We start from the raw sequence: 22,362 nt of genomic DNA, 5'->3' as shown, positions 1-22,362 counted from the left end.
ACGCCGTAAGGAGAGACTAACACAGTTTATCTGATATTTGTTTGGTAAATATGGTGTTAATCGAGCGGCTCTACTGCAATGCGATATGGTTTCACTTGACGGCGCCGCGCCATAAAAGCCTGGGCAGCAGCATGAAGCCGGCAAGCACTGGATGCCGGCGCTGCCAGGGTGAAAGCTCGATCTTGTTGCCGCTGTGCCGCTCGATTTTCCAGGCCGCATAGGAAGCGCCGCCTTCAAAGGTGAAGGCCGCCTTCACAAGTCTCGCGACCGACAGGGCCTTGCCCTGCCAGCGCCGCAGCCGCCAGGACACAGGCGGCACCGAAGGCTCTCCGATCAGCATGGCCGCCTTTTCGTAGAAGGCGGCATTCGCGGCAACGAGCTCGCCGGCGCGGCTGCCAGATTCGGGGCGCAGCTCGGTCCGATAGGTTTCCTCGAAACCGCGGCGCCAGGTATCGGCCGCGGCGCTCCCTTGTGGTGCAGAGGCGAGCGCGGCGCGATACATGGTGATGACGGCCTGGCTCACCGCCGCGACGACACGTGCGCGACTTTCGTCGTTCGACACATAGGCGAGGGCGGCGGGCTGCGCGAAACGCGCCCAGAAATAAGGGTTCTTCGTGTCAGTGCGCATGTGCCGGGCAAACAGCGGCAAGGTCGTGGCGGCGTATTTGCACCTCAAGGTGCGGCCATCATGAACCGTCTCGGCATAATAGACATTGGGCGGCACCAGACGAGCGCCGATGCGGCTCACCGGATTGGCGCTCACATCCGCATCGCTTGCGAAGAGAACATAGAGATCGATCAGCGATTCATCGGTGCCGACGCCGCGCAGGCAGGATCCATAAGCGAGAATGGCGGCGGCTGTCTTATGCCGGCTCAACACATGATCGGCCATCGCCCGGACATCGGCGGAGAGCGGACGATCGAGTGTCGTGGCGACCAGGGCTGCGAGTTCTGCGGGCGGCCTGTCCATCATCCGCAAATATACGCGAATTCGGGACCGGTTTCGACCCGCAGCGGTCCGTCGGCCGGCGTTTCGAAGAACTCGCCGTCGATGACGAAAGGCGTGCTGGTCGCGATCTCGAAGACGCGGCCGGAGACGCTGCGCGCCCCTTGCGGTACGCGGCGGCCCTCGCCGCCATACATCAAGGGCAGCAGCCAGCGTGTGATGCTGGGGACCGGATAGGGAAATGTCGAAACGCGGATCGGGCCGTTCTTGCCGCCCCAGAAGGGTTTGGTGCCGAGAATGAGCTTGTCGAGCGTGGTGGCGAGAAGCATCAGATGCTCACCGTCGACGACCGCCGCGCGATCCTGCATGAGCTTGATCGGATAGGGGCGGTCGATCCTCTGCGTATCGTGAGGATTGGCGCGGGTGAACAGCGCCTTGGCGACGGCGCTGGCAAGCGTCGCGAAAGTGGCGAATTCGCCCTTCAAGCCGGTGCCGTGGACGACGTCCTGACAGAAGACAGTTGCCTGCCAGACGGCGCCGGTGCCGAGAAACATGCCGTGACGGACGCGGCCGTCACGGGGATTGGCGACACGCAGGGTCGGACGCGTGACCATCACCCGCGGCTGCCGGTTGGCGATGAAATCAGCCTGAACCTTCACGTCGCGGTTGCGGAAACCGAGATCGGCGGCGGTCATGTTCGTCGTGCCGTGCGGCAGAAGCGAAAGACGCGGAAGGAATTTCGGCGCATAACGCTCGGCGATCTCGGTCTGGATCGCCTGGACAGTGCCGTCGCCCGAGCTGATGAACAGATCGGTCACGCCGGCCTCGGCCATTTCCGCGATGAACGGGTTGAGCTGGGAAAAATTCGCCAGCACCCGGACGATGATCTGGGGATGCTCCTTGAGGAGGGCGGCCAGTTCGAGGCCTTTGCCGCTCGCCTTGCCGGATAGCGGATTGACGATGAGACCGCGCGTCATCAGCCCTTCGCCATCCAGGATTCAAGGGGGCCGGCGCGTTTCGCGGCGAGGCCCTGGGCGAGTTGCAGGCCGTGCAACACGAGACAGATGACCGTCCACCAGGCCACCGCGATGAGGCCCCAGTCGGGCCGGCCCATCAAGGTGAAGGCCGTCAGGATCACGAGATTCGGGTTGCGGCGTGCGGTGATCTGGCGAAACACCGTGTCGATCTTGCGCCAGATGTGGATTTCGAGGCCCAGCCACTTGATGGAGATACCCTCCATGATCCGTTGCAGCACATAACCGCCGAGGATCGCCGCGATGACGGTCCAGAAGGTCGTGTCATCGAGTGGATGGCCGGCATAAGCGAGACCCATGCCCCAGGCGACATACCAGAAGGGTGGATGGATGAGGTCGAGACCATGGTCGAACACGTCGCCCCATTTGCTGGAGGTCAGCGTGGTGCGCGCGAGCTTGCCGTCGACGGTATCGAGGAATGTCATGAGCCAGGCCGCTGCAAGGCCCATGCCATACTGGCCCTGCATGAACAGCCAGAAGGCGAGGAAGACCATGACCGCGCCGACGCAAGTAACCATGTTCGGCGTGACGCCGCGCGGCGCCAGCCAACGGGTCACCGCGAAAGCGGGGCGCGGCCAAAGATGCTTGGTCACCAGGTCGGTGGCACCCTTGTACGTGCCCATGAACATCCGCCACTCGACATCCGGGCGGTTGTCGGCGGTCACGCGGAAAGCATAAGGCGTCTCGCGCTTGCGCAACGCCTTCCAGAACTTGGCATCGAGCTGGTCGGGGGTACGCGACAGGAGCCCGAGATCGGACGAAGGCTCGATGCCCTCGAGCAATATCTCGGCAATGGCGCCGGCATGCTGGCCCGGCGCTTGTACGGCGAGCGGCGCGCTGCCACGACCGGTGGTGCCGATGATCAGCACATTGGACCGGGTGGCCAGGATGGGAATCAAGGGCTGATCGAGGACCGCGTCGGCCGTCACGAAGATCACCGGCCCATTGTACCGGGAGGCCTGCTCGAAGGAGACCTCCGTCGTCACGCCCTCGCGGGCGAACTGGCGGCGCAGGCGCTCCACCGGCGTCAGCGACCACAAGTGGATATCGCTCGAGCCGACGAAGCAAAACGCCGGCTTCGACGTCGATTGCGTTCCCTGCCCGGCCGGAGCGGCGTTCATTGTCGCGTTTTCCAGGCTCATAGGCGTTCGGTGCGGAAGGTGATGAAACCGGCGATCGCGGCGAGGCCCAGGACCGGAGCCCAGGCGGCGAACCATGGCGTCACGAAGCCAAGCTCGCCCATGGTGAGCGCGATGCCGTCGGCGATGAAGAACACGAAGCCGAGACCGATCCCGACCGCGAACATGATGCCGATGCCGCCGCCGCGGCGGAAACGCGCCGCCAGCGGAATACACAGCGCCACCATGGCGAAAGCGGTGACGAAGATCGCCAGTCTTTTGTGCCACCAGGTCTGATAGACCCAGGTCGGCCGGATGCCGAAGCCCGAATTTTCGACGAAATAGCTCAGATCGCTCATGCTCATCTCTTCGGGGTCGCCCGAGCGTGCGCCGGCAGCGGCGGGCCGGAAGGATCCCGAATAAATCATCTGATCGAGCCGATTGGGCGGGAGGTTCTCGCGATAGTAAACGAGCACGTTGGAGAGGTGCCAGCGATCCTGACTGAGCACCGCGCTTTTCGCCATGATCTGCTCACGCAACAGACCGGCTTCGTCGCGCCGGAAGATGATGACGTCCTCGAGTTCCGTCGCCTGGGCATTGGCGCTGCCGGCCCGCAGGATGTCGCGTCCGGCCCGCATCCAGATCGGGTCCTTCTCGCCGCCGACCTTCAGCTTCTTCTCGTCGTAGTCGCCGATGCCCCATTCGCGCAGCGTGGGCGCTGTGCGCGGCACGGCCTGATCATTGAGGAGAAAATGCAGCCCGCCGGCCAGAATGGCGAAAGGCATGAGCATCATCATGACACGGAAGGGCGATACGCCGGACGACCAGATCGCCGGCAGCTCGTTGCGGTAGCTCAGTTCGATCAGGACGAGCAGCAGGGCAATCAGCACGCTGATCGGCAGGAAGGTCGAGAGCGTGCCGGGAGCCCGCATCATCACATAGGTGAAGACGGCGTCGAGACCGCCATCGCCGATCGCCAATATCTCCTTGGAATAGGCAACGATGTCGAGCGTGATGACGAAGATCGAAATGCCGAGGAGAATGAAGATGAAGCGTATGAGGACCATACGCGTGAGCATCCAGCCGATGATCTTCATGCCGCTTCTCCGCGCCGGAAGCGAGCCGTTATTCTGCTGAAGAACCGTCTCATCGCGGTCGCGAAGCGATCGATGACGCGGTCGAGGTGGTCCGGCTGCAAGGTGAAACTCGCAGACCAGAAGCGCCAGGCGGCAAAGGCGGTGACCGACAGGAATGGCAGCCACATGGTGAGCCAGGGCGAGGTGCCGTTCGAGCGTGTTGCGATGGCGCCTTGCTCGATGACCTCGTGGAGGGCCACCAGAAGGATGAGCGCCACGCCGAACCGGTAGGTCCGCTGGTTGCGGCGCCGGCTCAAAGCGAATGGCACGGCGAGGAATGGCAGCATCGGCATGGTGAGCATCGCGATGATGCGCTTGTGCAGCTCGGCGCGCATCTGATCAGGCTTGGCTCCCGCCGGCGGATTGTCCTGCAGCGTGATGAGCTCGGGAAGCGTGAGTTCGCGTTCGTCATTGCCGCGCGGCCTGAAGGTCTTGTCGGCCACCTGGCCGAGCGGCGTGTCGGCTTCCTCGAAATTGCTGACCGTCGAACTGGGTGGCGTCTGGTCCGGCGCGAGGCTCGGCATGCGGTCGATCTGCAGGCGATGGCCGTTCTGCAGGCGCAACACCGGCAGGCGCGTATCGGTGTTTTCGATGAGGCGTCCGTTCGAGGCGGTCACCGTCTCGATGCCGCCATTGCCGCGATTGTCGAAGAGAAAGATGCGCTCGAATGAGCCGGCGGAGCGATTGAGCTTATCGAGGATGAAGGTGCGGGTGCCCGCCTGCATGAAGATGCCTTCCTCGGCGAGATAGAAGACGTCGACATTCTTCACGTCGAAAACGACGGCGCGATAGGCGTAACGGGTATGCGGCTGGAGCCAGCCGACGATCAATACGGAAAGGGCGGCCAGGATGAGCGACAGGATGGCCACCGGCTGGGCGATGCGGTGAAGCCCGATGCCGGAAGCGAGGAAGGCGTCGATCTCGCTGTCGCGCGACATCTTGTTGAAACTGAAGAGAAGACCGAGGAACAAGGCGGCCGGCAAGGCCACGCCGAGATAATGCGGCACCAGATAGGCCAGCATCTCGAACACGACGCCGATCGAATTCTTCTTGCCGAGCGTGGTGTCGAGAAGGCGTACCATGCGTTCGGCCAAGAGCACGAGCAGGCCGATGACCACCGAGGTGATCAGCGGCTTGGCGAGCTGGCGCAGGACATAGCGGTCTACGATACGGAACACGGCGGGTCAGTCTTTCGGCCAGTCTCGGCGAATGGTGTCGCGCAGGCGAGCATGCGTCTCGGCCGGCAAGGTAAGGGCGCCCGCCAGATTGGGCTGGCCGGGCCAGCCGGTATCGGGAAACTCCACATCCTCGAAGCGCTGCGCCGCGGCGTAGCGGGGGATGACGTGGAAATGCACGTGCGGGTCGACCATCATGAGCATCAGGTAGTTGATCTTATCATAGGCACGGAAGTTCCTGAGGCCGGTTTCGAGACAATGGGTTACGTGAGCCAATTCCGCAAAAGCCTGGGGCGGAATTTGGGAGAAGGCGGACCACTCTCCCTTGGCTCCCAGGATCAGCGATCCCAGGGTCACCTGCGCCGGTCGCAGCAGAACAGTCCAGTGCTTGTAGTCCGCGATCAGGGTGGCGGGAAGGCCAAATTTGACGAGCGTCGCATTCGACATAACTTGTAACATGCCCTAACGTAAGAGTATGAGAGAATTCTTACCCTTTTACAGGGTAAAACTGCTGTGGGCTACAAAGGCGCCGGTCTGACCGTCCCACCCGCGGATGGTGACACTGGCCGACCAGGCCCCGTCCACGCGGCGGATCTTATAGAGATACCAGGCGGCCGCGTCATAGGTGCCGTGGCCCGGCGAGGTGGCCGACGGTGCTCCCATGATATGGGCGGCGCCGAAGCGGGTTGGGAGCACGGTCCGGCCATGGCGATGGTTATGGCCGTAAAGGACCAGATCGGCCCCCTGTTCCTCGAGGATCTGCTTCAGCTGCTGATCGTCGTCGAGCGCCCGGCGCCTCGGCGTGAGGCCCGGGAGGGGCGGATGATGGATCAGGACCACCCGGTAGAAACCGCGCTGGCGCAGGTCCTGGAGGATAGGGCCGAGCTGCTTGAGCTGGTCGGCTCCCAGGCGTCCGCCGGCCCGAAACAGCGATTGCGGGACGGCGCTGGACAGGCCGATCAAGGCGATGTTCCGGCGTTGCCGGACAAAGGGAAAAACCTCTTCCGCCCCGGGGGCGGCGCGCGGGCCGGGCAGCTTGATGTCGCCCGTCATATAAGCGCCCCAGAGGCCGGCACCTTCCGTCCAGGGGAAGGGGCGATAGGCATCGTGATTGCCGGGCACCAGGGTGATCCAGTCGGGCGCCCCGAAGCTCTTCAACCACTGGGCGGCGGCCACGAATTCCTGCTTGAGCGCGATGTTGATCAGATCGCCCGTCAAGGCGACATGATCGGGCGCATGCGCCTTGATATCGGCGATCATGGCGCTGGCGATGGCCGGATCATGCAGGAAACGGCGCCGGCGGTGCCAACTGATCTTGCCCAAGGTCCGCTTGCCGATGTAGTCGCGCCAGGATTCCGCCTTGGGGAGCGGCCCGATATGGACGTCAGACAAATGGGCAAGCGTAAACATGGAGGCTGGACAGTTTCGTTGACTTCCGTCGAATCGGGTGCGATTGAGGTTCGCCGTTCATAGAGCCTTTCCGGTTCCGGTCGAATCATTTTGCTTTGAACCGGGCCCGAAAACGGGAGTCTCTAAGCGGGAGTGAGCAGCGAGTTCAAGCATCGTGAAAGTCATCATTCTTGGCGCCGGGCAGGGCAAGCGTCTCCTGCCGCTGACCGCCGAAGTCCCTAAGGCACTTCTGGATATCGGCGGGCGCTCGCTCATCGGTCGGCAGATCGATGCCTTCGCCGCCTGCGGGGTCACCGAATTCGCCGTGGTCACCGGCTATGCCGCGTCGCGCATGGAAGAAGCGCTGGCCCGTATCGCGCATGAGAAACGGATCAAGATCAAGACCATCTTCAATCCGTTCTTCAGCGTCGCCGACAATCTGGCGAGCTGCTGGATGGCGCGCCATGAGATGAAAGGCGAGTTCATCCAGGTCAATGGCGACAATCTGTTCAAGACGGATCTGGTCAAGGTTCTCCTGGCGGCGCCGGAAGCGCCGGTGACGGTCGCGATCAACCATAAGCCGGCCTATGACGCCGACGACATGAAGGTCATGATGGACGGAGAAAGACTGACCGAGATCGGTAAAACCTTGCCGGCCGAGACGGTCAATGCCGAAGCCATCGGCTTTTACTTGTTCCGCGGCGACGGCGGTAAAGCCTATGTCGAGACGCTCGACCGCGCCATGCGTGACCCGTCCGGCCTCAAGCAGTGGTTCCCGGCGGCGGTCGGCATGCTGGCCAAGCGTATTCCGGTCAAGACCGTGGCGCTCGACGGCGTGCAATGGTGCGAAGTGGATTTCCCGGTCGATCTGCAGCAGGCGCGCCAGCTCGTCTCAAGCTGGTAGTCGCTGTCTTTCCGCAAGAATTTTTTCGGCGAGTTCCTTGTCTGCCGGCTTGTCGACATCGACGGCGGCCTCGGCGAAAGGCATCAGCACCGGTCTTGCAACAAGACCCAGGCGCCGCGACGCCACGGCGAAAGCGCTGTCGAGGGTCAGCATGCCCGTCGCGAAACGCAGAAGCGCCACCGGTCCGAAGGCGCCGACCAGACGCCAGGGCTTCTTCCGGATCTTTTCGAGATCGTGCCAGAAGGCGAGAGCCGCGAAAGCGCGCTCGGAGGTGAGGGCGAAGAGATTGCATCCGGAAACGCGGTCGCGGCCGAATTTGAGAAAGGTCCGTTTCGCTTCCGGAAAACGCGCGAGGATCGTCTCGGCGCTGGCGAGCCCGGCCGAGAGATCGGCATCGTAACCCGCCGCTTCGGTGAAGAAGTAGTCGAGCATCTGGGCGGTCAGAAGCGGATGGTCGCCCGTGGTGATGAGCCAGGGAAATTGCGGATTGCCGCGGACCGCCGCAAGCGCCGAGTGCGCCGCGCTCTCCTGCGGCGGCAGGAAATTCACCTGGTCGGCCAGCGGGCCCAGCGCCTGCTCGAGCAATTGCCGCGTTTCGATGACGACATGAATGGTTCCGACCATCGGATGCGCCTGGAGCGTGCGCACCACGCGGGACAGCATGTTCTCGCCGCCGACCTCGACAAGGCATTTATGCGTGACCCGATAGGCTTTGGCCATCGGATCATCGGGGCCACGGCCCGCGGCAAGCACGAGGACATTCCAGGCCGTGCCCGTCACGTCAGGCTCTTCTCATAAATGCGGTAGGTCTTGTAGGGCGTGCCGCCGAGCGCCTCGATGATGCGGCGCATCGGCCTGTTGTCCTCCAAAATCCAGGAGAGCTCACCGCGCTTCGTGCCACGACCGGTATGATAAGTCCTGATGGTGTCGATGACCGCGCCGGCCAGCGCCGAGCCGATCATCGTGTTGTGGTACCGGCGGCGCACGCCCATCAGCGGCATGCGTACGGAACGGGGTGGTTTCATCAGGAGCCGCCAGACGAGCTTGGCCCAGCCGAGCGGCAGCAGTTTGCCGTCCAGATCTCTGATCCAATCGTTCAGATTGGGAAGCGTGATGGCCATCGCGGCCGGCGTGCCCTTGTAGCTCGCGATCGAGATGTAGTTCTCACCGACCAGCATCTTCAAATTCTTGCCAAGTGCGGTGATCTCCTCATGGGTCATCGGCACGAAGCCCCAATTTTCCGACCAGGCGTCGTTGAAAATGTCGATGATGATGGCGAGATCGCGATCCAGATGCTTTTTGCTGAGTGGCCTTATCGTGAGATCACCCGATGCCTTGACCTTGTCCACCATGGCCTGCATGGCGCGGGGCAGGGGTATCAATCCTTCATAATCGTAAGCGAGAACATCCTTGATCTTGGCGTAGCCATTCGCCTCCAGGTGACGCGCATAATAGGGCAAAGCGTGCCCCATCATCATGTTGGGGGGCGTATCGAAGCCCGAGATCAGGAGGCCCATTTCGTCGTTGATGGAGAAGTTGAAGGGGCCGTGCGTCGCCTGCAAGCCGCGCTTGCGGAGCCAGTCTTCGGCGGCGCCCAAAAGCGCTGTGAAGACGCGAGCATCGTCGAACGCGTCGATAAAGCCGAATTGGCCACGACCGTCGTGATGGTGCTCGAGGCGCAGGCGGTCATGCTGGGCGGAGATCCGGCCGACCGGCCGGTCGCCATCATAAGCGACGAAAAGCTGGACGTCGGCATGCTGGAAATAGGGATTCTTCTTGGGATCGAGATGCTCGCGGCGCTCGAGATCGAGAGGAGCTACCCAATTGGGATCATCGGCGAAGACAAGGCGAGGGACGCGGAGAAAAGCCGTCTTGTCCGCCGCTGTCAGGACTTCGGTGACCCTCAGGCTCATGCGGTCGGGACCTTTGCTTTGCGGGGAAGATGGGCCTTGGTGACGGATCCCTTTTCCACCTTGTAGAGATGAGTGGCGACTTCGGTCCAGGCCGGACGATGGGTGATGGCGACCGTCGTGTATTGACCGCGCAAGGCCGCGATATTCTCGCAAATGGATTGCTCGGTATCGGGATCGAGGGCGCTCGTCACCTCGTCGAGGATGAGGAGCTTGGGCTTGGTCACCAGTGCCCGCGCCAGCGCGATGCGCTGACGCTGGCCGCCCGACAGTTTCGCGCCCATGGAGCCGACTTCAGTGTCGAGCCCGCGTGGCATTTCCAGGATGAAATCGCTCGCGCCGGCCTGATCGAGCGCCAGCTTGATGGCGTCATCGCTGATTTCCGTGTCGCCGAGGGTGAGATTGTCGCGAATGGTCGTGTGCAGCAGGCTGAGCTCCTGCGGCACATAGCCGATCGAACGCCGCCATTGCTTGATGTCGATGTCGGCCAGCGAAACGCCGTCCAGCGTGATCTTGCCGGAATCCGGCATGTGCAAACCGATGAGCAGATCGATCAGCGTGGTTTTGCCGGCGCCCGAGCCGCCTTGCAGCACGGTGATCGAGCCGACTTTGATCGAGAGATTGGCGTTCCTGACCACTGGTGTCTCTTCATGAGCGAAAGTGACGTCCTCGAACCGGCATTCTTTGGTCAATGTGGGGGGCAGCGTTCCGGTGTGGGTCTCGCGCGCCGCCACCGCGCTGGCGATGAGCTCCTCGGTGCGTATATAGGCGCTTTCGTTTTCCGCCGCCTGCTGCAGGAACTTCTGCAGCCGGTTGATGATCGAGAGCACCTGGAAGAAGACGATGCCCAGGACCACGAGCTCGGCCAGCGACACCTTGGCGATGGTCACGGCGAGATACACGCCGACGCCGAGCGCGATGATGATGAGCAATTCGCTGCCCTGGGCCAGACCCTGGCGCGCCACTTCGCGGGTGGCGAGCGCCTTGCGCAGGCGCTTGAGGATGCCGGTCATCTGGGCGACCAGCTTGTCATAGCGGTTCATCGTTTTCAGCGGCTTGATGTTGTTGATCAAGTCGGTGATGAATTTGGTGAGATCGGAGGTGCGGTCGGCACGCTTGTAGCCGGCGCGCTTGGCGACATCGACCAGCCAGTTGAGTGCGGCGGCGATGACCACGCCGACGCCGATGCCGAGGAGCGCCAGCCGCCAGTCGACCAGGAAAGCGACGAGGCCGTAGACGATACCCTGGATGGAGTAGGCGACGACCTGTGCGGCGACGAAATAGGCGGCGGCGGCGAAGGCCGCGTCACCGCTGATCGTATTGGCGACGCGTCCGGCATGGAGTTGCGTGTAGTAGCTCCAGCGCGCATTGAACAAAGCCGAGATCAGCTGGCGGCGGAGCGTGGTGGACACATGCGCGATGGCGATGCCGGCATAGGACAGGGCGACGAAGGAGAGCAGCGTCTTCAATGCAAAAAAGACCACGACGACGATGACCAGATTGGGCAAAGTCGGCGCGATGCCGAATTTCGACATGAAATCATGGATAAGGACAACCGCCGGCGAGCCGGCTGAATTGGTGCCCTCGCTGGCGATAGCCTGGATCGTCGGCAACAGGGCGGACAGGCTGATCACTTCGGCAAAGCCAGCGAGCAGCAGACAGAACAACACGGCCCAGGGCCTGGTGCCCTCGGCGGTAAAAAAGATGCGGAATACCTGTTTCATTATGCGGTTGGCTTTACTGTGATTGCCCGCCCGACTCAAGGACAGCCCATGCTCAGCCGAATCCTTATCCGTGTCTTGCAGCCCTGGTTCAGGCTCCGTAGGGGCATGACGCTAGGGGTACGCATCGTCGTCCTCGACGATGCCAATCGTGTCTTCCTGGTGCGGCACGGTTATGCGCCGGGCTGGCTCCTGCCCGGCGGCGGCGTCGAGCGCGGCCAAACGTTCTATGACGCGGTCGAGCGCGAGCTTGCCGAGGAGGGTGGGATCGTGCCCGACGAGAGGCCGGTGCTGCATGGGCTTTTCTCCAATGAGGCGAAGTTTCGCGGCGACCATGTCGCCTGCTTCGTCCTGCGCAAATTCACCCGCAAGGACTGGACGCCGACTTTGGAGATCAGGGAAGCCGGCTTCTTCCCGGTAGCGGATTTGCCCGAGGGCACGACCGGCGGCACCCGCCGGCGCATCGCCGAGGTTCTGGAGGGGCGGACGCCGCTGGCCAACTGGTAGGGGGCGGCGCCGAGTTATCTGTTTACGGCAAGCCAGCCCTGTGTTATGGGCGCGGCCATGAAGCGGATGCTGCATATCCTCGGCCATTTGCGACGACGAGACCGATCGGCGCCTCAGCGCGTTTGAATCGCTCCAGCCGGCGGTACTTCCGTTTGCTGGGGCCTCTACAGTCTCAGACCTTCGGAAATCATCATGTCCACCATCACCGTCGAAGCGGCGCTCGCCGCCGATCATGCCGCCACCGAAAACCTCCTCGACCTGACTTTCGGCCTGAGCCGCTGGGCCAAGACCTCCTATCGGCTGCGCGAGGGTAATGTCGCCGTGGCCGGCCTTTCGCTGGTGACCCGCGATGCGGGCTTCGGGCTTACCGGTGCGATCAGCTTCTGGCCGCTCAAGATCGGCCAGGCGGGCACCGATGCCCTGCTGCTCGGTCCGCTCGCCGTCCATCCCGAGCGGCAGAATATCGGCATCGGGCGCGCTTTGATGAAGGCCGGCCTCGACAAGGCCAAAGCGCTCGGCCACCGGCTGGTGATCCTGGTCGGCGATGAGCCTTATTATGCACGGGTCGGCTTCAAGCGCGTGCCTGACGATCAGCTCGAAATGCCCGGTCCCGTCGATTCGGACCGGCTTCTTTATCTCGAGCTCGTAGAGGGAGCGCTCGCCGAAGCGCATGGCCTCGTCCTGCCGCCGTTTCGCTTCGCGGAACTGTCAGCGTCCTTCGCGATACCACATGGCGGCAAAGGCCATCAGCAGCAGGCCCAGGCTGCCCAGGGTTGAGAAGAGCGGAAGCTCATGCACGGCGCGCACGCGATGCGCGTCGTTGGCCTTGAAAGCGAGCCAGCCCGAGCCCGCCATCTGGCGGCCGGCATCGGCTTTGACGAGGCGCGGCAGGCCCGAATAGTCCTCGAGCCAATAGAGGCCGCCACCGGTGGCACGGGCGACGGGAGCGAGCTTCTCCTCGGTGGCGATGGGATCGGCCGTCTCCTTGGGATCGGCGCTGCCGATCGCCACGGCGGCGGTGAGCTTGCCGTCGGCCAGACGATGGATACCGGGCTCGGTCACCGCCAGATCGGCGCGCCAGACGCCCGGCGTCACCTGCTTGAGCTCGACCTGCTTGGTGGCGCCTGAGGGCAGGGTCACCGTCACCGGGGCGGTCGTATCGGCCATGGTGCGGCGCTCGATCACGATATTGTCGTTGTCCTGCTTGCCGCTCAGATATTCCTCTTCGAGATCGGGCTCCTTCATCAGCCAGTGGGCGAGACGGCGCAGCAACTCGGTCTGCGGACCGCCGCCTTCATAGCCACGCGCCCATAGCCAGCCGTGATCGGAAAGCAACAGCGCGAGACGGCCTTGCTCCTCGCGCGACAGGACGAGAAGCGGCTTGCTGTCGAGGCCCGACATGACGACTTCGCCCGACTGCGCCTCGGCATCCACCAGCCTGAACCAGCGGCCCCAATTGGGCGTCGCACCTTGTGCGCCGGGAAGATCGCGCGTGACCGGATGGCGCTGACCGCGGTCGGTGACCCGCGGCTTGAACCCGCCTTGCAAAACCTGGCCTGACGGCACGACCTGCAGCACCGCATTCAATGGTGTGTTGTAGAGGCCGTCTTCGGCGGCGAAATCAGGGCCGGCGGCAATGAGCACGGCGCCGCCGCGCTTCACATAGTCCGCGATATTGGCGAGATACATCATCGGCAGGATGCCGCGCCGCTGATAGCGGTCGAAGATGATGAGATCGAATTCGTCGAGCTTCTCCACGAACAATTCGCGGGTAGGGAAGGCGATCAGCGACAATTCCTTGATCGGCGTGCCGTCCTGCTTCTCAGGCGGCCGCAGGATGGTGAAATGGACGAGATCGACGGATGCGTCCGCCTTCAGGAGGTTGCGCCAGGTGCGCTCGCCCGGATGCGGCTCGCCCGACACCAGGAGCACGCGCAGGCGATCGCGAATTCCTTCGATGATCGAGATCGCGCGGTTGTTCTGCTCGGTGAGCTCGCCCGGCAAGGCATCGGCGATGATCTCGGTGATGTTCTGACCGCCATGATCGACGAGAACCGGGAGCGAGACGCTCTGGCCGGGCTCGACCTCGATCGTGTGTTCCTCGCCATTATTGGTGCGGATGGTGACGCCGATCGGTCCCGGTGTCGCGCCCTTCTGCTCGACGCGGAAACGGATCGTCTGTTCCTTGCCGACGATGCCGAAGCGCGGCGACTGCTCGATGACGATGCGCCGGTCGATCTCCTTGCGGCTGCCGGTGATGAGGCCGTGGACCGGTGCGTTGAGTCCGAGCTTGCCCGGCTCTCCTGGGACGTCATGAACTTCACCGTCGGTGATGAAGACGGCGCCGGCGAAACGCTCGGGCGGCACTTCCGACAAGGCTTCGTTCAGGGCCGCGAACAGGCGTGTGCCGTCATTCTCCGCGGAGGAGTTCGAGGTTACGGTGACGACGCGCAGTTCGGTGTTGCCGAGGCGTGCCACCGCCTGTTTGAGATCGGCCAAAGCGCGCTCGGTGCGGGCGGTGCGGTCGCCGAAGCTCTGGCTGCGGCTCTGGTCGACGACGGCGATGGCGATGTCGGAAAGATTTTCGCGGTCTTCATTGCGCAGGCTCGGATTGACGAGAGCGGCGATGAGGAGCGTCAGCGCCACGGCGCGTAGTAACCAGCCGCGCCCGCGGGTGAAGGCTGAGATGGCGATGAAGACGAGCCCGGCAGCCGCCAATGCGGCGAGAAGCGGCCAGGGTAGCAGCGGCGCTATGGTGAAATCCCAGCCCATTCTACTGCCCCAATCTTTCGAGCAAAGCAGGGATGTGGACCTGATCCGCCTTGTAATTGCCGGTCAGCGCATACATCACGATGTTGACGCCGGTGCGGTAGGCGAGTTCGCGCTGGCGCTCGCCGCCGGGCACGGTCGCATAAAGCGGCTGGCCGCGACTGTCCTGCGCCCAGGCGGCGGCGTAGTCATTGGCGCCGATGATGATCGAGGTCACGCCGTCGGCATTGCCGGTATTCGCAGCCCCCCCTTCGCCGGTCTCGACCCAGAGCTGACCGCGCTCATAGCGGCCGGGGAAAGACTGCAGCAGGTAAAAGGCCTTGGTGAGGACGTGATCGGGCGGCACCGGTTCGATCGGCGGGATGTCGAGCTTCTCGACGACGCGGCGCAGTGCCAGTGTGGCGCCCGAAACGTCGCCCGACAGTGAGCCGAGATCGGTGCCGTCCTCGCGCGTGTCGAAGAAGATCGTGCCGCCATTCTTGATATAGGTGTTGAGCTTGGCAAGCGCTGCCGGCGAAGGCGCCTGGGCATCGGGCAGAATGGGCCAATAGAGCAGCGGGAAGAATACGATCTCGTCGCGGTCGAGATTGATGGCGACGGGCTCGCCGGGCTCGACCGAGGTGCGCTCGACCAGGACATTGCCGAGGCCGGCGAGGCCCTGCCGGCTGATCTCATCGACCTGGGCGTCGCCCGTCTCGACATAAGCGAGCTTGGTCTGGAGCGTGCTGTCGAGCGCGAACTGGTCGGCGGCGGTGTCCTGCGCATGCAGGGCACCTGGCTGCAGCAGAGGAAGCGCCAGAAAGCCCAGGGCAACCATCGCAGCGGTGCCGGCGCGCCGGGCTCTCAGCCGCTGCAAGCTGCCGCCCAGCCACAATGCGGCGACGCAATCGAGCAGGAAGAGAAGGGCGGCCAAGCCGAAGAGATAGGGGGCGAGCGGAATCGCCGGCGCGCGTTCCAGTCCGCGCAGACTTGCGCCGGCCGGCAGGGCCGGCATGGGGGCGAGGTCTGCCTCGCTGATGGTGAGGTTGATGGCGCGTTCGAGGCTGCCGCGATTGTAGAAACCCGCCGGATGCCTCGGTGAAGGCCTGGCGGCGTCGATATCGGCGGCGGCGATCGGTTCGGCATCGGGTGAGGGATCGGCGAAATCGCCCGTGCCGGTCAGCACGCGGCGCGGCGTGAAAGCGGCCTGGCTGGCCGCTTCGCCGGAAGCCGTGCCGGCGCCGCTGCCGGCGCCAGGAGCGAGATCGAGGATGCGCCGCAACATTTCCACGAACATGCCAGACAAAGGAAGATTCGACCAATCAGCGTTGGCAGTGACATGAAACAGCACGATCATGCCTTTTCCGCGGCGCTCGGCGGTGACGAGCGGGGTGCCGTCGGCGAGGCTGGCCCAGACCTTGGGCGTCAGATCGGCGGCGGGCTCCGCCAGGACCTGGCGGTTGACGACCACGGAACTGTCGAGAGCGAGGCCCGAAAAGGGGCTGGTTTCGGCGAAGGGCTGCAGCACCTGCGGCGTCTCCCAGGAGAGAGCCGAGCCCAGAGCGCGGCCGCCTTCGCGCAAGGTGACCGGAATGAGCGAATCCTGAGCGGTGGCCATGCGCGGGCCGGCAAACCGCAAAAGAAGACCACCACGCTCGATCCAGCCGGAAATCTGGTCCTGCTCTTCTTGCGGCAGCACGCCGATATCGGCGAGCGCCAAAACCGAAAGCCCGGCGTCGAGCTGGTTCTTCAGGTCGTTCGCTTCCTTGGGCTCGAAGATCTCGGTGTAAGGCTCGAGCGCACGCGATACATAATAAAGCGGTGAAAGCAGGGGCTGGGCCGACTCGAATGAGCTGCCGGCCATGAGGGCGACCGTCTTGCGGCGCCAACGGTCGTCGAGAAGGTAGACGGCGCCGGCGCTGCGTTCATCCGCGAGCTCGATACGCTCGACCTCGTTGCGCAATTCGAGTGGTAGCTCGATGAAACCTTCGGCGCGCGGGGCGCCTTGGCCGAAGGTCAGCGTCGTCTCGGCGAGGTTGCGGCCATTGCCGGCCAGCGCCTTGGCGACGACCTTGTCCTGCGGTGCCGTGGGCGCGCGCAACGCCGTCACTTTCAGGCGACCGCTTTCGATATCGGGGGTGGCGAGAGCGAGCGGCAGGCCCGTTGCGGGGGCAGCGATCACATCGAGCGTGGCGCTTCCGCCACCGAGGCCGAGCAATCCTTGCGCGAACTCCCGCGCCGTGCGGTGGTCGAGACCATCCGACAGCCAGACGATGCTGAGGCCGGACGTGTCACGATAGGCCTGCCGCAGACGCTCGAGCAGCGCCAAACGGTCGGGTTGCAAGGCCCTGGGGGTGAGCGCGGAGATCCGGCTCATGGCCTCGCGCGCCGCTTGCGGCTGGAGATCGAAAGGACGTCCCACCGGCGTGGTGCCGGCAACCGCCACGGGCACGCCCGCTTGCTCGGCGGACGCGGCGACATCCTGCAGGACGGCAAGACGCGCATCCCAGTCCTTTGCCGCCGCCCAGCTGTCATCGACGACGATCAGCACCGGATTGCCGGCAAATCGTGCGGCGTCAGTAGGCGACAGCAAGGGATGCGCCACGGCGAGAATCAGCAGAGCCGCCAGAGCGAGGCGCAACAGCAGCAGCCACCAGGGCGTCTTGTCCGGCTGTTCCTCGCGCGGGATAAGATCGAGCAGCAGGCGCAGCGGCGGAAAGCGCACATGTTGGGGCCGGGGCGGTGTAAAACGCAAAAGCCACCAGATGACCGGAAGTGCCGCGAGGCCGGCCAGCGCCCAGGGGGTGAGGAAAGTGAGACCCTGCAGCATCAGAAGGTCCTCGCGCCATTGGCGCGGCTCTTCTCGCCGCCGATCAGCCCGTGCAGGGCATGGAGAATCTTGAGCGGCGCTTCGTCGGTGCGATGCACCGCGAAGCTCCAGCCGATACGCCGCGCGATGTCGCGCACCTGCGCGCGCTGCTCCTGGAATTTAGCCTGATAGGCCTCGCGCAGGCTTTCGGTCTTGCCGGCGACATACTGAAGCGGCCCCGCCATTTCCTCGAATTGCACGCGGCCCGAATAGGGCAGCGTCTCTTCCGCCGGATCGGACACCTGCACGACATGGCCCGCCACACCGTGTGCTGCGATCGAACTCAGCGAGCGGGCGATTTCCTGCGGGCGCTCGAGAAAGTCGCCGAACATCAGCACGGTGGAGAATTTCGGCAGCTTCACCGAATGCGGCAAGGTCTGCGAGGAGGGCTGCGCGATCAGCATCTGCGCCAGACGGAGCAAAGCGGGACGCGAATGGGCGGGAAGCATATCGGCGCCGAGGAGCGAGACGCGCTCATTGGCGCGCACCGCAAGGCTCGCAATGGCAAGGGCGAGAAGCTTGGCGCGATCCACCTTGGTCACGTTGGCGAGATGCGATTGGAAATTCATGGTGAGCGAGGGCGATACCCACAGCCATAATGTATTGGCGGCTTCCCATTCGTTCTCGCGGATGAAGACGCGGTCGGAGCGCGCCGAGCGGTGCCAGTCGATCTGCTGCACCGTGTCGCCGAAGGAATAGGGGCGGTATTGCCAGAAGGTCTCGCCAGGCCCTGAGCGCTTGCGGCCATGCACGCCGATGATCACGGTCGCGGCGATGCGTTGCGCCTCGACGAGAAGCGCCGGCAGCGCGCCGGACAGGTTTTCGGCGCGGTCATTGAGGGCGAGGGCTGCCCGGTCCTGCATTCTGGGATCAGCTCAGCCGTGTCTTCAGGCGGGCGATCACGCTGTCGATCGTCTCGCCGTCGGCGCGTGCCGTGAAAGTGAGCGCCATGCGGTGGCGGAAGACCGGACCGACAAGAGCGAGCACATCGTCGATGGAGGGCGACAGCCGGCCGCCGAGCAAGGCGCGCGCACGGGCGCCCAGCATCAAGGCCTGGCTGGCGCGCGGCGACGGGCCCCAGCCGATGGTCTTGTTGACGAATTCATCGGCGTCGGGTCCAGGGCGGGCGGCGCGCACGATCGACAGGATGGCGTCGGCGACCTGCTCACCGACCGGCATCAGGCGGACGAGATGCTGGATCTTCATCAACTCGCCGGAGGTCAGCACGGTCTGAGCTTCGTCCTCTTCGGTGCCGGTGGTGGCGAAAAGCATGCGCCGCTCGGCATCGAGCGCCGGATAGGGCACGTCGATCTCGACCAGGAAGCGGTCGAGTTGGGCTTCCGGCAAGGGATAAGTGCCTTCCTGCTCGATCGGGTTCTGGGTGGCGAGCACGTGGAAGGGGCGTGGCAGGTCATGGCGCACACCGGCAATGGTAATGTGATGCTCCTGCATCGCCTGCAGCAGGGCCGACTGGGTGCGCGGGCTGGCGCGGTTGATTTCGTCGGCCATCAGAAGCTGGCAGAAGACCGGCCCGGGCACGAAACGGAACTGGCGGCGCCCATGTTCGCTCTCATCGAGCACTTCCGAGCCCAGTATGTCGGCAGGCATCAAGTCGGGGGTGAACTGGATGCGTTTCTCCTCGAGGCCCAGCACGCGGCCGAGGGTGGTCGCGAGCTTGGTCTTGGCGAGGCCCGGCGCGCCGACCAGCAGACCATGGCCGCCGGCCAGGATGGCGGTGAGCGACAGGTCGATGACCTCGGACTGGCCGAAGATCACCTTGCCGATGGCTTCACGCACCTTCTCCAGGCGGCCGGCCATCTGGTCGAGTTCGGAAACAATATGCTTTTCAGCTTCATTGATGCTTGCCATGGGGCTCACTATAGTTTGGGCATGGTCGGTTGCGAAACCAAATCTGGTGCGCCAAATGCCGAATCCGTTAATGAAATCCTTGTGAACAAGCATGGCCTTATCATGACCAAGCCGGAGCGCGACGCGGGCAACCCCCTGGCCGGCCTGAAAGAGGCCGAGCGCGCCTCGGGCAAGAAGGGGATGCCGCCGGTCCATTTGTGGAACCCGCCCTTTTGCGGCGATATCGACATGCGTATCGCGCAGGACGGCCTGTGGTACTATTTGAACTCGCCGATCGGCCGCAAACCCTTGATGAAGCTCTTTGCTTCGGTGTTGAGGCATGACGAGGACGGGAAGTATTATCTCGTCACGCCGGTCGAAAAATGCGGCATCCGGGTCGATGACGCCCCCTTTGTCGCCATCAGGATGAGCGTCGAGGGCAAGGGGCGCGATCAGTCGATCACCTTCGAGACCAATACCGACGACATTGTCACAATTGACGCTACGCATCCGATGCGCGTGGCGGTCGAGGCGGGGACCGAAGGTCTCAAGCCCTATGTGCTGGTGCGGGGAAGGCTCGAGGCGCTGGTTTCGCGGGCGCTGTTTTATGACCTGGTGGCGCTCGGCACGGTCGAGGGCGACTGGTTCGGCGTGTGGTCGGCCGGCCGCTTCTGGCCGATGCAGCGCGCCGCTGAAATCGGTGCAGTCGCCTGATGGATGATTTCAGGTTCGACGAGGCGGAAGTCCGCGCACGCGCCGCGACGCGGCTTCTGAAAGACGCGCCTGAGGCCGTGGCGCGCAGCGACGATGATCTCAATCCCGATCTCAAGGCCATCGATCCGCTGAAGGCCCGGCGCGCCGCCGCGGTGCTGGTGCCGATCGTGCTGCATGAGCCGGAGCTCACCGTGCTCCTCACCCAGCGCACCGATCATCTGGCGAGCCATGCCGGCCAGGTCGCTTTTCCGGGCGGCAAGATCGAGCCACGCGAGGATGCGCTCGCCGCCGCCTTGCGCGAAACGCGCGAGGAAACAGGACTCGATCAGAGCTATATCGAGCCGATCGGCTTTCTCGACGCCTATCTGACCCGCACCTCCTTCCATGTGGTGCCGGTGGTGGCGCTGGTCAAACCGGGTTTCGTGCTGGCACCGCATGAGGGCGAAGTCGCCGCCGTCTTCGAGGTGCCGCTCAGATTTCTCATGAGCCAGGAAAACCATGCGCGGCACAGCCGCGAATGGTTGGGCAAGCAGAGATATTTTTATGCCATGCCCTATGGTGAAAGGTATATCTGGGGGGCCACCGCCGGCATGATCATGAATCTCTACGACCGTCTCTATCGCGCGCCATGACGACGACATTGCCTTCCCTCAGCTCCGAGCCCTGGCTCAAGGATGCGGCCTTGCGCCGGGTTTTCGACGCCCTCGCGGCGGCGGGCGGCGAGGCGCGTGTCGCCGGCGGCGCGGTGCGCAATACGCTGCTCGGCGAGCCGATCAACGACATCGACATCGCGACGACGCTGACGCCCGAGCGCATCATCGCGGCCGGCGAGAAAGCCCGTCTCGGTGTGCATCCGACCGGCATCGCCCATGGCACGATTACGCTGGTCACCGGCGGTAAACCCTTCGAGGTGACGACCTTGCGTGTCGATGTCGAAACCTATGGTCGCAAGGCACGTGTCGCCTTCACCGACGATTGGGAAGCGGATGCGCGCCGGCGCGATTTCACCATGAACGCGCTCTATTGTTCAGGAGATGGGAAAATATATGACCCTACAAAGGGTTATCCGGATATTTTAAGAAAAAGAGTCAGGTTCGTCGGCGAGCCCGCGGCGCGCATCAAGGAGGACTATCTGCGCATCCTGCGCTTCTTCCGATTCCATGCGCGATATGGTGCCGGCGCGCCCGATCCCAAGGGGCTTGCCGCCTGCATCAGATACAAGGGCAAGCTTAAGGAACTCTCAAGCGAGCGCGTTCGCCAGGAACTGTTCAAGCTGCTCGAAGCGAAGCGGGCGAGCGAGACAATCAAGCTGATGGCCGCCCGCAATGTGCTGAAGATGCTGTTCACGCCTCTCGCGGAGCTGAGCGCTTTTGTCCGCATGGCGAAGATCGATGCCGTGCAAGGCCTCGCTCCCGACGCGCTCTTGCGGCTCATCCTCATCGCCAAGTCGCCGTTCGCCTTGCGCGAGCATTTGCGCCTCACCAATGCGGAAATGAAACGCCTCGAAGCGATCGCGAGCCATACTTCACCGCATCCGTCGTTGCGCGACAAGGAACGCCGCGCGGTGCTCTATCGGCTTGGCCCGGCGACCTGGCGCGATCAGGTCCGGCTCGCTTGGGCACAATCGGAGACCCGGGTCGACCGCACGGCTTGGAGAGCGCTTCTCGATTTCGCCGATCAATGGATCATTCCGCGCTTTCCGCTCTCCGGACAGGATCTCCTGGCGCATGGCTTCAAGCCAGGACCGGATCTCGGCCGCGAATTGGAGCGACTCGAAGACTGGTGGATCGCGTCGGACTTTACCGAAAACAAAGAGACCCTCCTGCACAAGCTGGAGGCCAGAGGCTGACAGCGGCACCCATCCGTTTCAAATCAAGCCAGACAAGAGGAGATCACAATGGCTGACATCATCGTCATGAAAACCACGGGCGCAAAAGCGCCAAAGGTCGAGAAGGGGCAGGGCAGTGGACCGACGCTCCTCAAGGGACCGTACAAGACCAAGACCTGGAACCACTATAAGGGCGAGAAGGGCCGGCTATATTCGGGCATCTGGGAATCGACGCCGGGCAAGGTGAAGGTGGCTTATAACGAATGGGAGTTCTGCCACTTCATCGAAGGCAAGGCCATCCTGACCAACGACAAGGGCAAGAAGTGGACGCTGAAGGCCGGCGATGGCTTCATCATTCCGCCGGGCTTCAAGGGAACTTGGGAAACGGTCGAGAAGGTGCGCAAGCACTATGTGATTCTGACGCCGAAATAAGGCAGTGTCGGATCGCGATTAAACGTTAGTATGTGTGATGCAACGCCGGTCCCTACAAGGGCCGGTGTTGCACAAATTTCTGT

The 22,362-nt window shown here is 63.6% G+C and carries 21 protein-coding genes; 7 read left to right on the top strand and 14 right to left on the bottom strand.

Annotated elements, in window-relative coordinates; translation table 11 throughout:
- Positions 1-91: 91 nt before the first annotated feature.
- Genes JHL16_RS14275 through JHL16_RS14245 form a run of 7 tightly spaced genes read right to left on the bottom strand, consistent with a single transcriptional unit; the run spans position 92 to position 6,819 of the window.
- Positions 92-973, bottom strand: a complete 882-nt coding sequence (locus tag JHL16_RS14275) for a hypothetical protein (protein WP_200185507.1) — start codon at positions 971-973, stop codon at positions 92-94.
- On the bottom strand, positions 970-1,923 hold the full coding sequence (locus tag JHL16_RS14270; RefSeq protein ID WP_200185506.1) for a diacylglycerol kinase family protein: 954 nt from the start codon (positions 1,921-1,923) through the stop codon (positions 970-972). The genes JHL16_RS14275 and JHL16_RS14270 overlap by 4 nt, the downstream gene beginning before the upstream one ends.
- Complete coding sequence (locus tag JHL16_RS14265) at positions 1,923-3,101, bottom strand: CDP-alcohol phosphatidyltransferase family protein (RefSeq protein WP_200185505.1); 1,179 nt, start codon at positions 3,099-3,101, stop codon at positions 1,923-1,925. Before JHL16_RS14265 ends, JHL16_RS14270 begins: the two co-directional genes overlap by 1 nt.
- Before the next feature lie 17 nt (positions 3,102-3,118).
- Entirely contained in the window at positions 3,119-4,195 is a 1,077-nt protein-coding gene (locus tag JHL16_RS14260; RefSeq protein ID WP_200185504.1) for an LptF/LptG family permease, read from the bottom strand.
- Positions 4,192-5,412: an LptF/LptG family permease gene (locus tag JHL16_RS14255; protein WP_200185503.1), complete on the bottom strand. Its 1,221-nt coding sequence runs from the start codon at positions 5,410-5,412 to the stop codon at positions 4,192-4,194. Before JHL16_RS14255 ends, JHL16_RS14260 begins: the two co-directional genes overlap by 4 nt.
- A 6-nt stretch (positions 5,413-5,418) precedes the next feature.
- Entirely contained in the window at positions 5,419-5,856 is a 438-nt protein-coding gene (locus JHL16_RS14250) for an HIT family protein (RefSeq protein WP_200185502.1), read from the bottom strand.
- Between the two features lie 48 nt (positions 5,857-5,904).
- Positions 5,905-6,819 (bottom strand): metallophosphoesterase family protein, encoded by a 915-nt coding sequence (locus tag JHL16_RS14245; RefSeq protein WP_200185501.1) that lies wholly within the window; start codon positions 6,817-6,819, stop codon positions 5,905-5,907.
- Positions 6,820-6,973: 154 nt separating this feature from the next.
- Here JHL16_RS14245 and JHL16_RS14240 point away from each other — a divergent pair, with 154 nt between their 5' ends.
- Complete coding sequence (locus JHL16_RS14240) at positions 6,974-7,702, top strand: sugar phosphate nucleotidyltransferase (protein WP_200185500.1); 729 nt, start codon at positions 6,974-6,976, stop codon at positions 7,700-7,702.
- Here the strand turns inward: JHL16_RS14240 and JHL16_RS14235 are convergent.
- Genes JHL16_RS14235 through JHL16_RS14225 form a run of 3 tightly spaced genes read right to left on the bottom strand, consistent with a single transcriptional unit; the run spans position 7,691 to position 11,336 of the window.
- Positions 7,691-8,482, bottom strand: a complete 792-nt coding sequence (locus JHL16_RS14235; protein ID WP_200185499.1) for an NTP transferase domain-containing protein — start codon at positions 8,480-8,482, stop codon at positions 7,691-7,693. The two genes, JHL16_RS14240 and JHL16_RS14235, sit on opposite strands and share 12 nt — an antisense overlap.
- The gene (locus tag JHL16_RS14230; protein ID WP_200185498.1) at positions 8,479-9,615 is read right to left on the bottom strand and encodes a dATP pyrophosphohydrolase; all 1,137 of its coding nucleotides are present in this window, start codon (positions 9,613-9,615) and stop codon (positions 8,479-8,481) included. Before JHL16_RS14230 ends, JHL16_RS14235 begins: the two co-directional genes overlap by 4 nt.
- A complete protein-coding gene (locus tag JHL16_RS14225) occupies positions 9,612-11,336 on the bottom strand; it encodes an ABC transporter ATP-binding protein (RefSeq protein ID WP_200185497.1) in 1,725 nt (574 codons plus the stop codon). The genes JHL16_RS14230 and JHL16_RS14225 overlap by 4 nt, the downstream gene beginning before the upstream one ends.
- Positions 11,337-11,384: 48 nt before the next feature.
- Here JHL16_RS14225 and JHL16_RS14220 point away from each other — a divergent pair, with 48 nt between their 5' ends.
- Positions 11,385-11,840 (top strand): NUDIX domain-containing protein, encoded by a 456-nt coding sequence (locus JHL16_RS14220; RefSeq protein ID WP_200185496.1) that lies wholly within the window; start codon positions 11,385-11,387, stop codon positions 11,838-11,840.
- A 192-nt stretch (positions 11,841-12,032) separates the two neighbouring features.
- Entirely contained in the window at positions 12,033-12,617 is a 585-nt protein-coding gene (locus JHL16_RS14215) for a GNAT family N-acetyltransferase (RefSeq protein ID WP_200185495.1), read from the top strand.
- On the opposite strand, the gene JHL16_RS14210 is transcribed toward JHL16_RS14215, so the two are convergent.
- From JHL16_RS14210 to JHL16_RS14195, 4 genes are read right to left on the bottom strand one after another with little or no spacing between them, the layout of a single operon-like run.
- A complete protein-coding gene (locus tag JHL16_RS14210) occupies positions 12,549-14,612 on the bottom strand; it encodes a hypothetical protein (RefSeq protein ID WP_200185494.1) in 2,064 nt (687 codons plus the stop codon). The two genes, JHL16_RS14215 and JHL16_RS14210, sit on opposite strands and share 69 nt — an antisense overlap.
- Position 14,613: 1 nt before the next feature.
- Positions 14,614-17,418, bottom strand: coding sequence for a DUF4159 domain-containing protein (locus JHL16_RS14205; RefSeq protein WP_200185493.1), 2,805 nt, complete (start codon positions 17,416-17,418; stop codon positions 14,614-14,616).
- Positions 17,418-18,320 carry a DUF58 domain-containing protein gene (locus tag JHL16_RS14200; protein WP_200185492.1) on the bottom strand — a complete coding sequence of 301 codons (903 nt, stop codon included), beginning with the start codon at positions 18,318-18,320 and terminating at the stop codon, positions 17,418-17,420. The genes JHL16_RS14205 and JHL16_RS14200 overlap by 1 nt, the downstream gene beginning before the upstream one ends.
- Before the next feature lie 7 nt (positions 18,321-18,327).
- A complete protein-coding gene (locus JHL16_RS14195; protein ID WP_200185491.1) occupies positions 18,328-19,326 on the bottom strand; it encodes an AAA family ATPase in 999 nt (332 codons plus the stop codon).
- A gap of 102 nt (positions 19,327-19,428) precedes the next feature.
- Here JHL16_RS14195 and JHL16_RS14190 point away from each other — a divergent pair, with 102 nt between their 5' ends.
- The 4 genes from JHL16_RS14190 to JHL16_RS14175 are packed head-to-tail and all read left to right on the top strand — an operon-like array spanning position 19,429 to position 22,279.
- Positions 19,429-20,019: a DUF1285 domain-containing protein gene (locus JHL16_RS14190; RefSeq protein WP_200185490.1), complete on the top strand. Its 591-nt coding sequence runs from the start codon at positions 19,429-19,431 to the stop codon at positions 20,017-20,019.
- Complete coding sequence (locus tag JHL16_RS14185; RefSeq protein ID WP_200185489.1) at positions 20,019-20,651, top strand: CoA pyrophosphatase; 633 nt, start codon at positions 20,019-20,021, stop codon at positions 20,649-20,651. The genes JHL16_RS14190 and JHL16_RS14185 overlap by 1 nt, the downstream gene beginning before the upstream one ends.
- A complete protein-coding gene (locus tag JHL16_RS14180) occupies positions 20,648-21,868 on the top strand; it encodes a CCA tRNA nucleotidyltransferase (protein ID WP_200185488.1) in 1,221 nt (406 codons plus the stop codon). Before JHL16_RS14185 ends, JHL16_RS14180 begins: the two co-directional genes overlap by 4 nt.
- A 48-nt stretch (positions 21,869-21,916) precedes the next feature.
- Positions 21,917-22,279: a cupin domain-containing protein gene (locus JHL16_RS14175; RefSeq protein WP_200185487.1), complete on the top strand. Its 363-nt coding sequence runs from the start codon at positions 21,917-21,919 to the stop codon at positions 22,277-22,279.
- Positions 22,280-22,362 lie beyond the last annotated feature (83 nt).

Origin of the sequence: Taklimakanibacter albus, assembly GCF_016595235.1 — a bacterium.
Taxonomy (GTDB): domain Bacteria; phylum Pseudomonadota; class Alphaproteobacteria; order Rhizobiales; family Aestuariivirgaceae; genus Taklimakanibacter; species Taklimakanibacter albus.
This window is presented reverse-complemented; position numbering and strand designations above follow the sequence as displayed.

Excerpts from the sequence above, each read along its gene's own strand:
- JHL16_RS14275 (WP_200185507.1), bottom strand. The coding sequence starts at position 973 with ATGATGGACAGGCCGCCCGCAGAACTCGCAGCCCTGGTCGCCACGACA.
- JHL16_RS14270 (WP_200185506.1), bottom strand. The coding sequence starts at position 1,923 with ATGACGCGCGGTCTCATCGTCAATCCGCTATCCGGCAAGGCGAGCGGC.
- JHL16_RS14265 (WP_200185505.1), bottom strand. The coding sequence starts at position 3,101 with ATGAACGCCGCTCCGGCCGGGCAGGGAACGCAATCGACGTCGAAGCCG.
- JHL16_RS14260 (WP_200185504.1), bottom strand. The coding sequence starts at position 4,195 with ATGAAGATCATCGGCTGGATGCTCACGCGTATGGTCCTCATACGCTTC.
- JHL16_RS14250 (WP_200185502.1), bottom strand. The coding sequence starts at position 5,856 with ATGTCGAATGCGACGCTCGTCAAATTTGGCCTTCCCGCCACCCTGATC.
- JHL16_RS14245 (WP_200185501.1), bottom strand. The coding sequence starts at position 6,819 with ATGTTTACGCTTGCCCATTTGTCTGACGTCCATATCGGGCCGCTCCCC.
- JHL16_RS14230 (WP_200185498.1), bottom strand. The coding sequence starts at position 9,615 with ATGAGCCTGAGGGTCACCGAAGTCCTGACAGCGGCGGACAAGACGGCT.
- JHL16_RS14225 (WP_200185497.1), bottom strand. The coding sequence starts at position 11,336 with ATGAAACAGGTATTCCGCATCTTTTTTACCGCCGAGGGCACCAGGCCC.
- JHL16_RS14220 (WP_200185496.1), top strand. The coding sequence starts at position 11,385 with ATGCTCAGCCGAATCCTTATCCGTGTCTTGCAGCCCTGGTTCAGGCTC.
- JHL16_RS14215 (WP_200185495.1), top strand. The coding sequence starts at position 12,033 with ATGTCCACCATCACCGTCGAAGCGGCGCTCGCCGCCGATCATGCCGCC.
- JHL16_RS14210 (WP_200185494.1), bottom strand. The coding sequence starts at position 14,612 with ATGGGCTGGGATTTCACCATAGCGCCGCTGCTACCCTGGCCGCTTCTC.
- JHL16_RS14205 (WP_200185493.1), bottom strand. The coding sequence starts at position 17,418 with ATGCTGCAGGGTCTCACTTTCCTCACCCCCTGGGCGCTGGCCGGCCTC.
- JHL16_RS14200 (WP_200185492.1), bottom strand. The coding sequence starts at position 18,320 with ATGCAGGACCGGGCAGCCCTCGCCCTCAATGACCGCGCCGAAAACCTG.
- JHL16_RS14195 (WP_200185491.1), bottom strand. The coding sequence starts at position 19,326 with ATGGCAAGCATCAATGAAGCTGAAAAGCATATTGTTTCCGAACTCGAC.
- JHL16_RS14190 (WP_200185490.1), top strand. The coding sequence starts at position 19,429 with ATGACCAAGCCGGAGCGCGACGCGGGCAACCCCCTGGCCGGCCTGAAA.
- JHL16_RS14185 (WP_200185489.1), top strand. The coding sequence starts at position 20,019 with ATGGATGATTTCAGGTTCGACGAGGCGGAAGTCCGCGCACGCGCCGCG.
- JHL16_RS14180 (WP_200185488.1), top strand. The coding sequence starts at position 20,648 with ATGACGACGACATTGCCTTCCCTCAGCTCCGAGCCCTGGCTCAAGGAT.
- JHL16_RS14175 (WP_200185487.1), top strand. The coding sequence starts at position 21,917 with ATGGCTGACATCATCGTCATGAAAACCACGGGCGCAAAAGCGCCAAAG.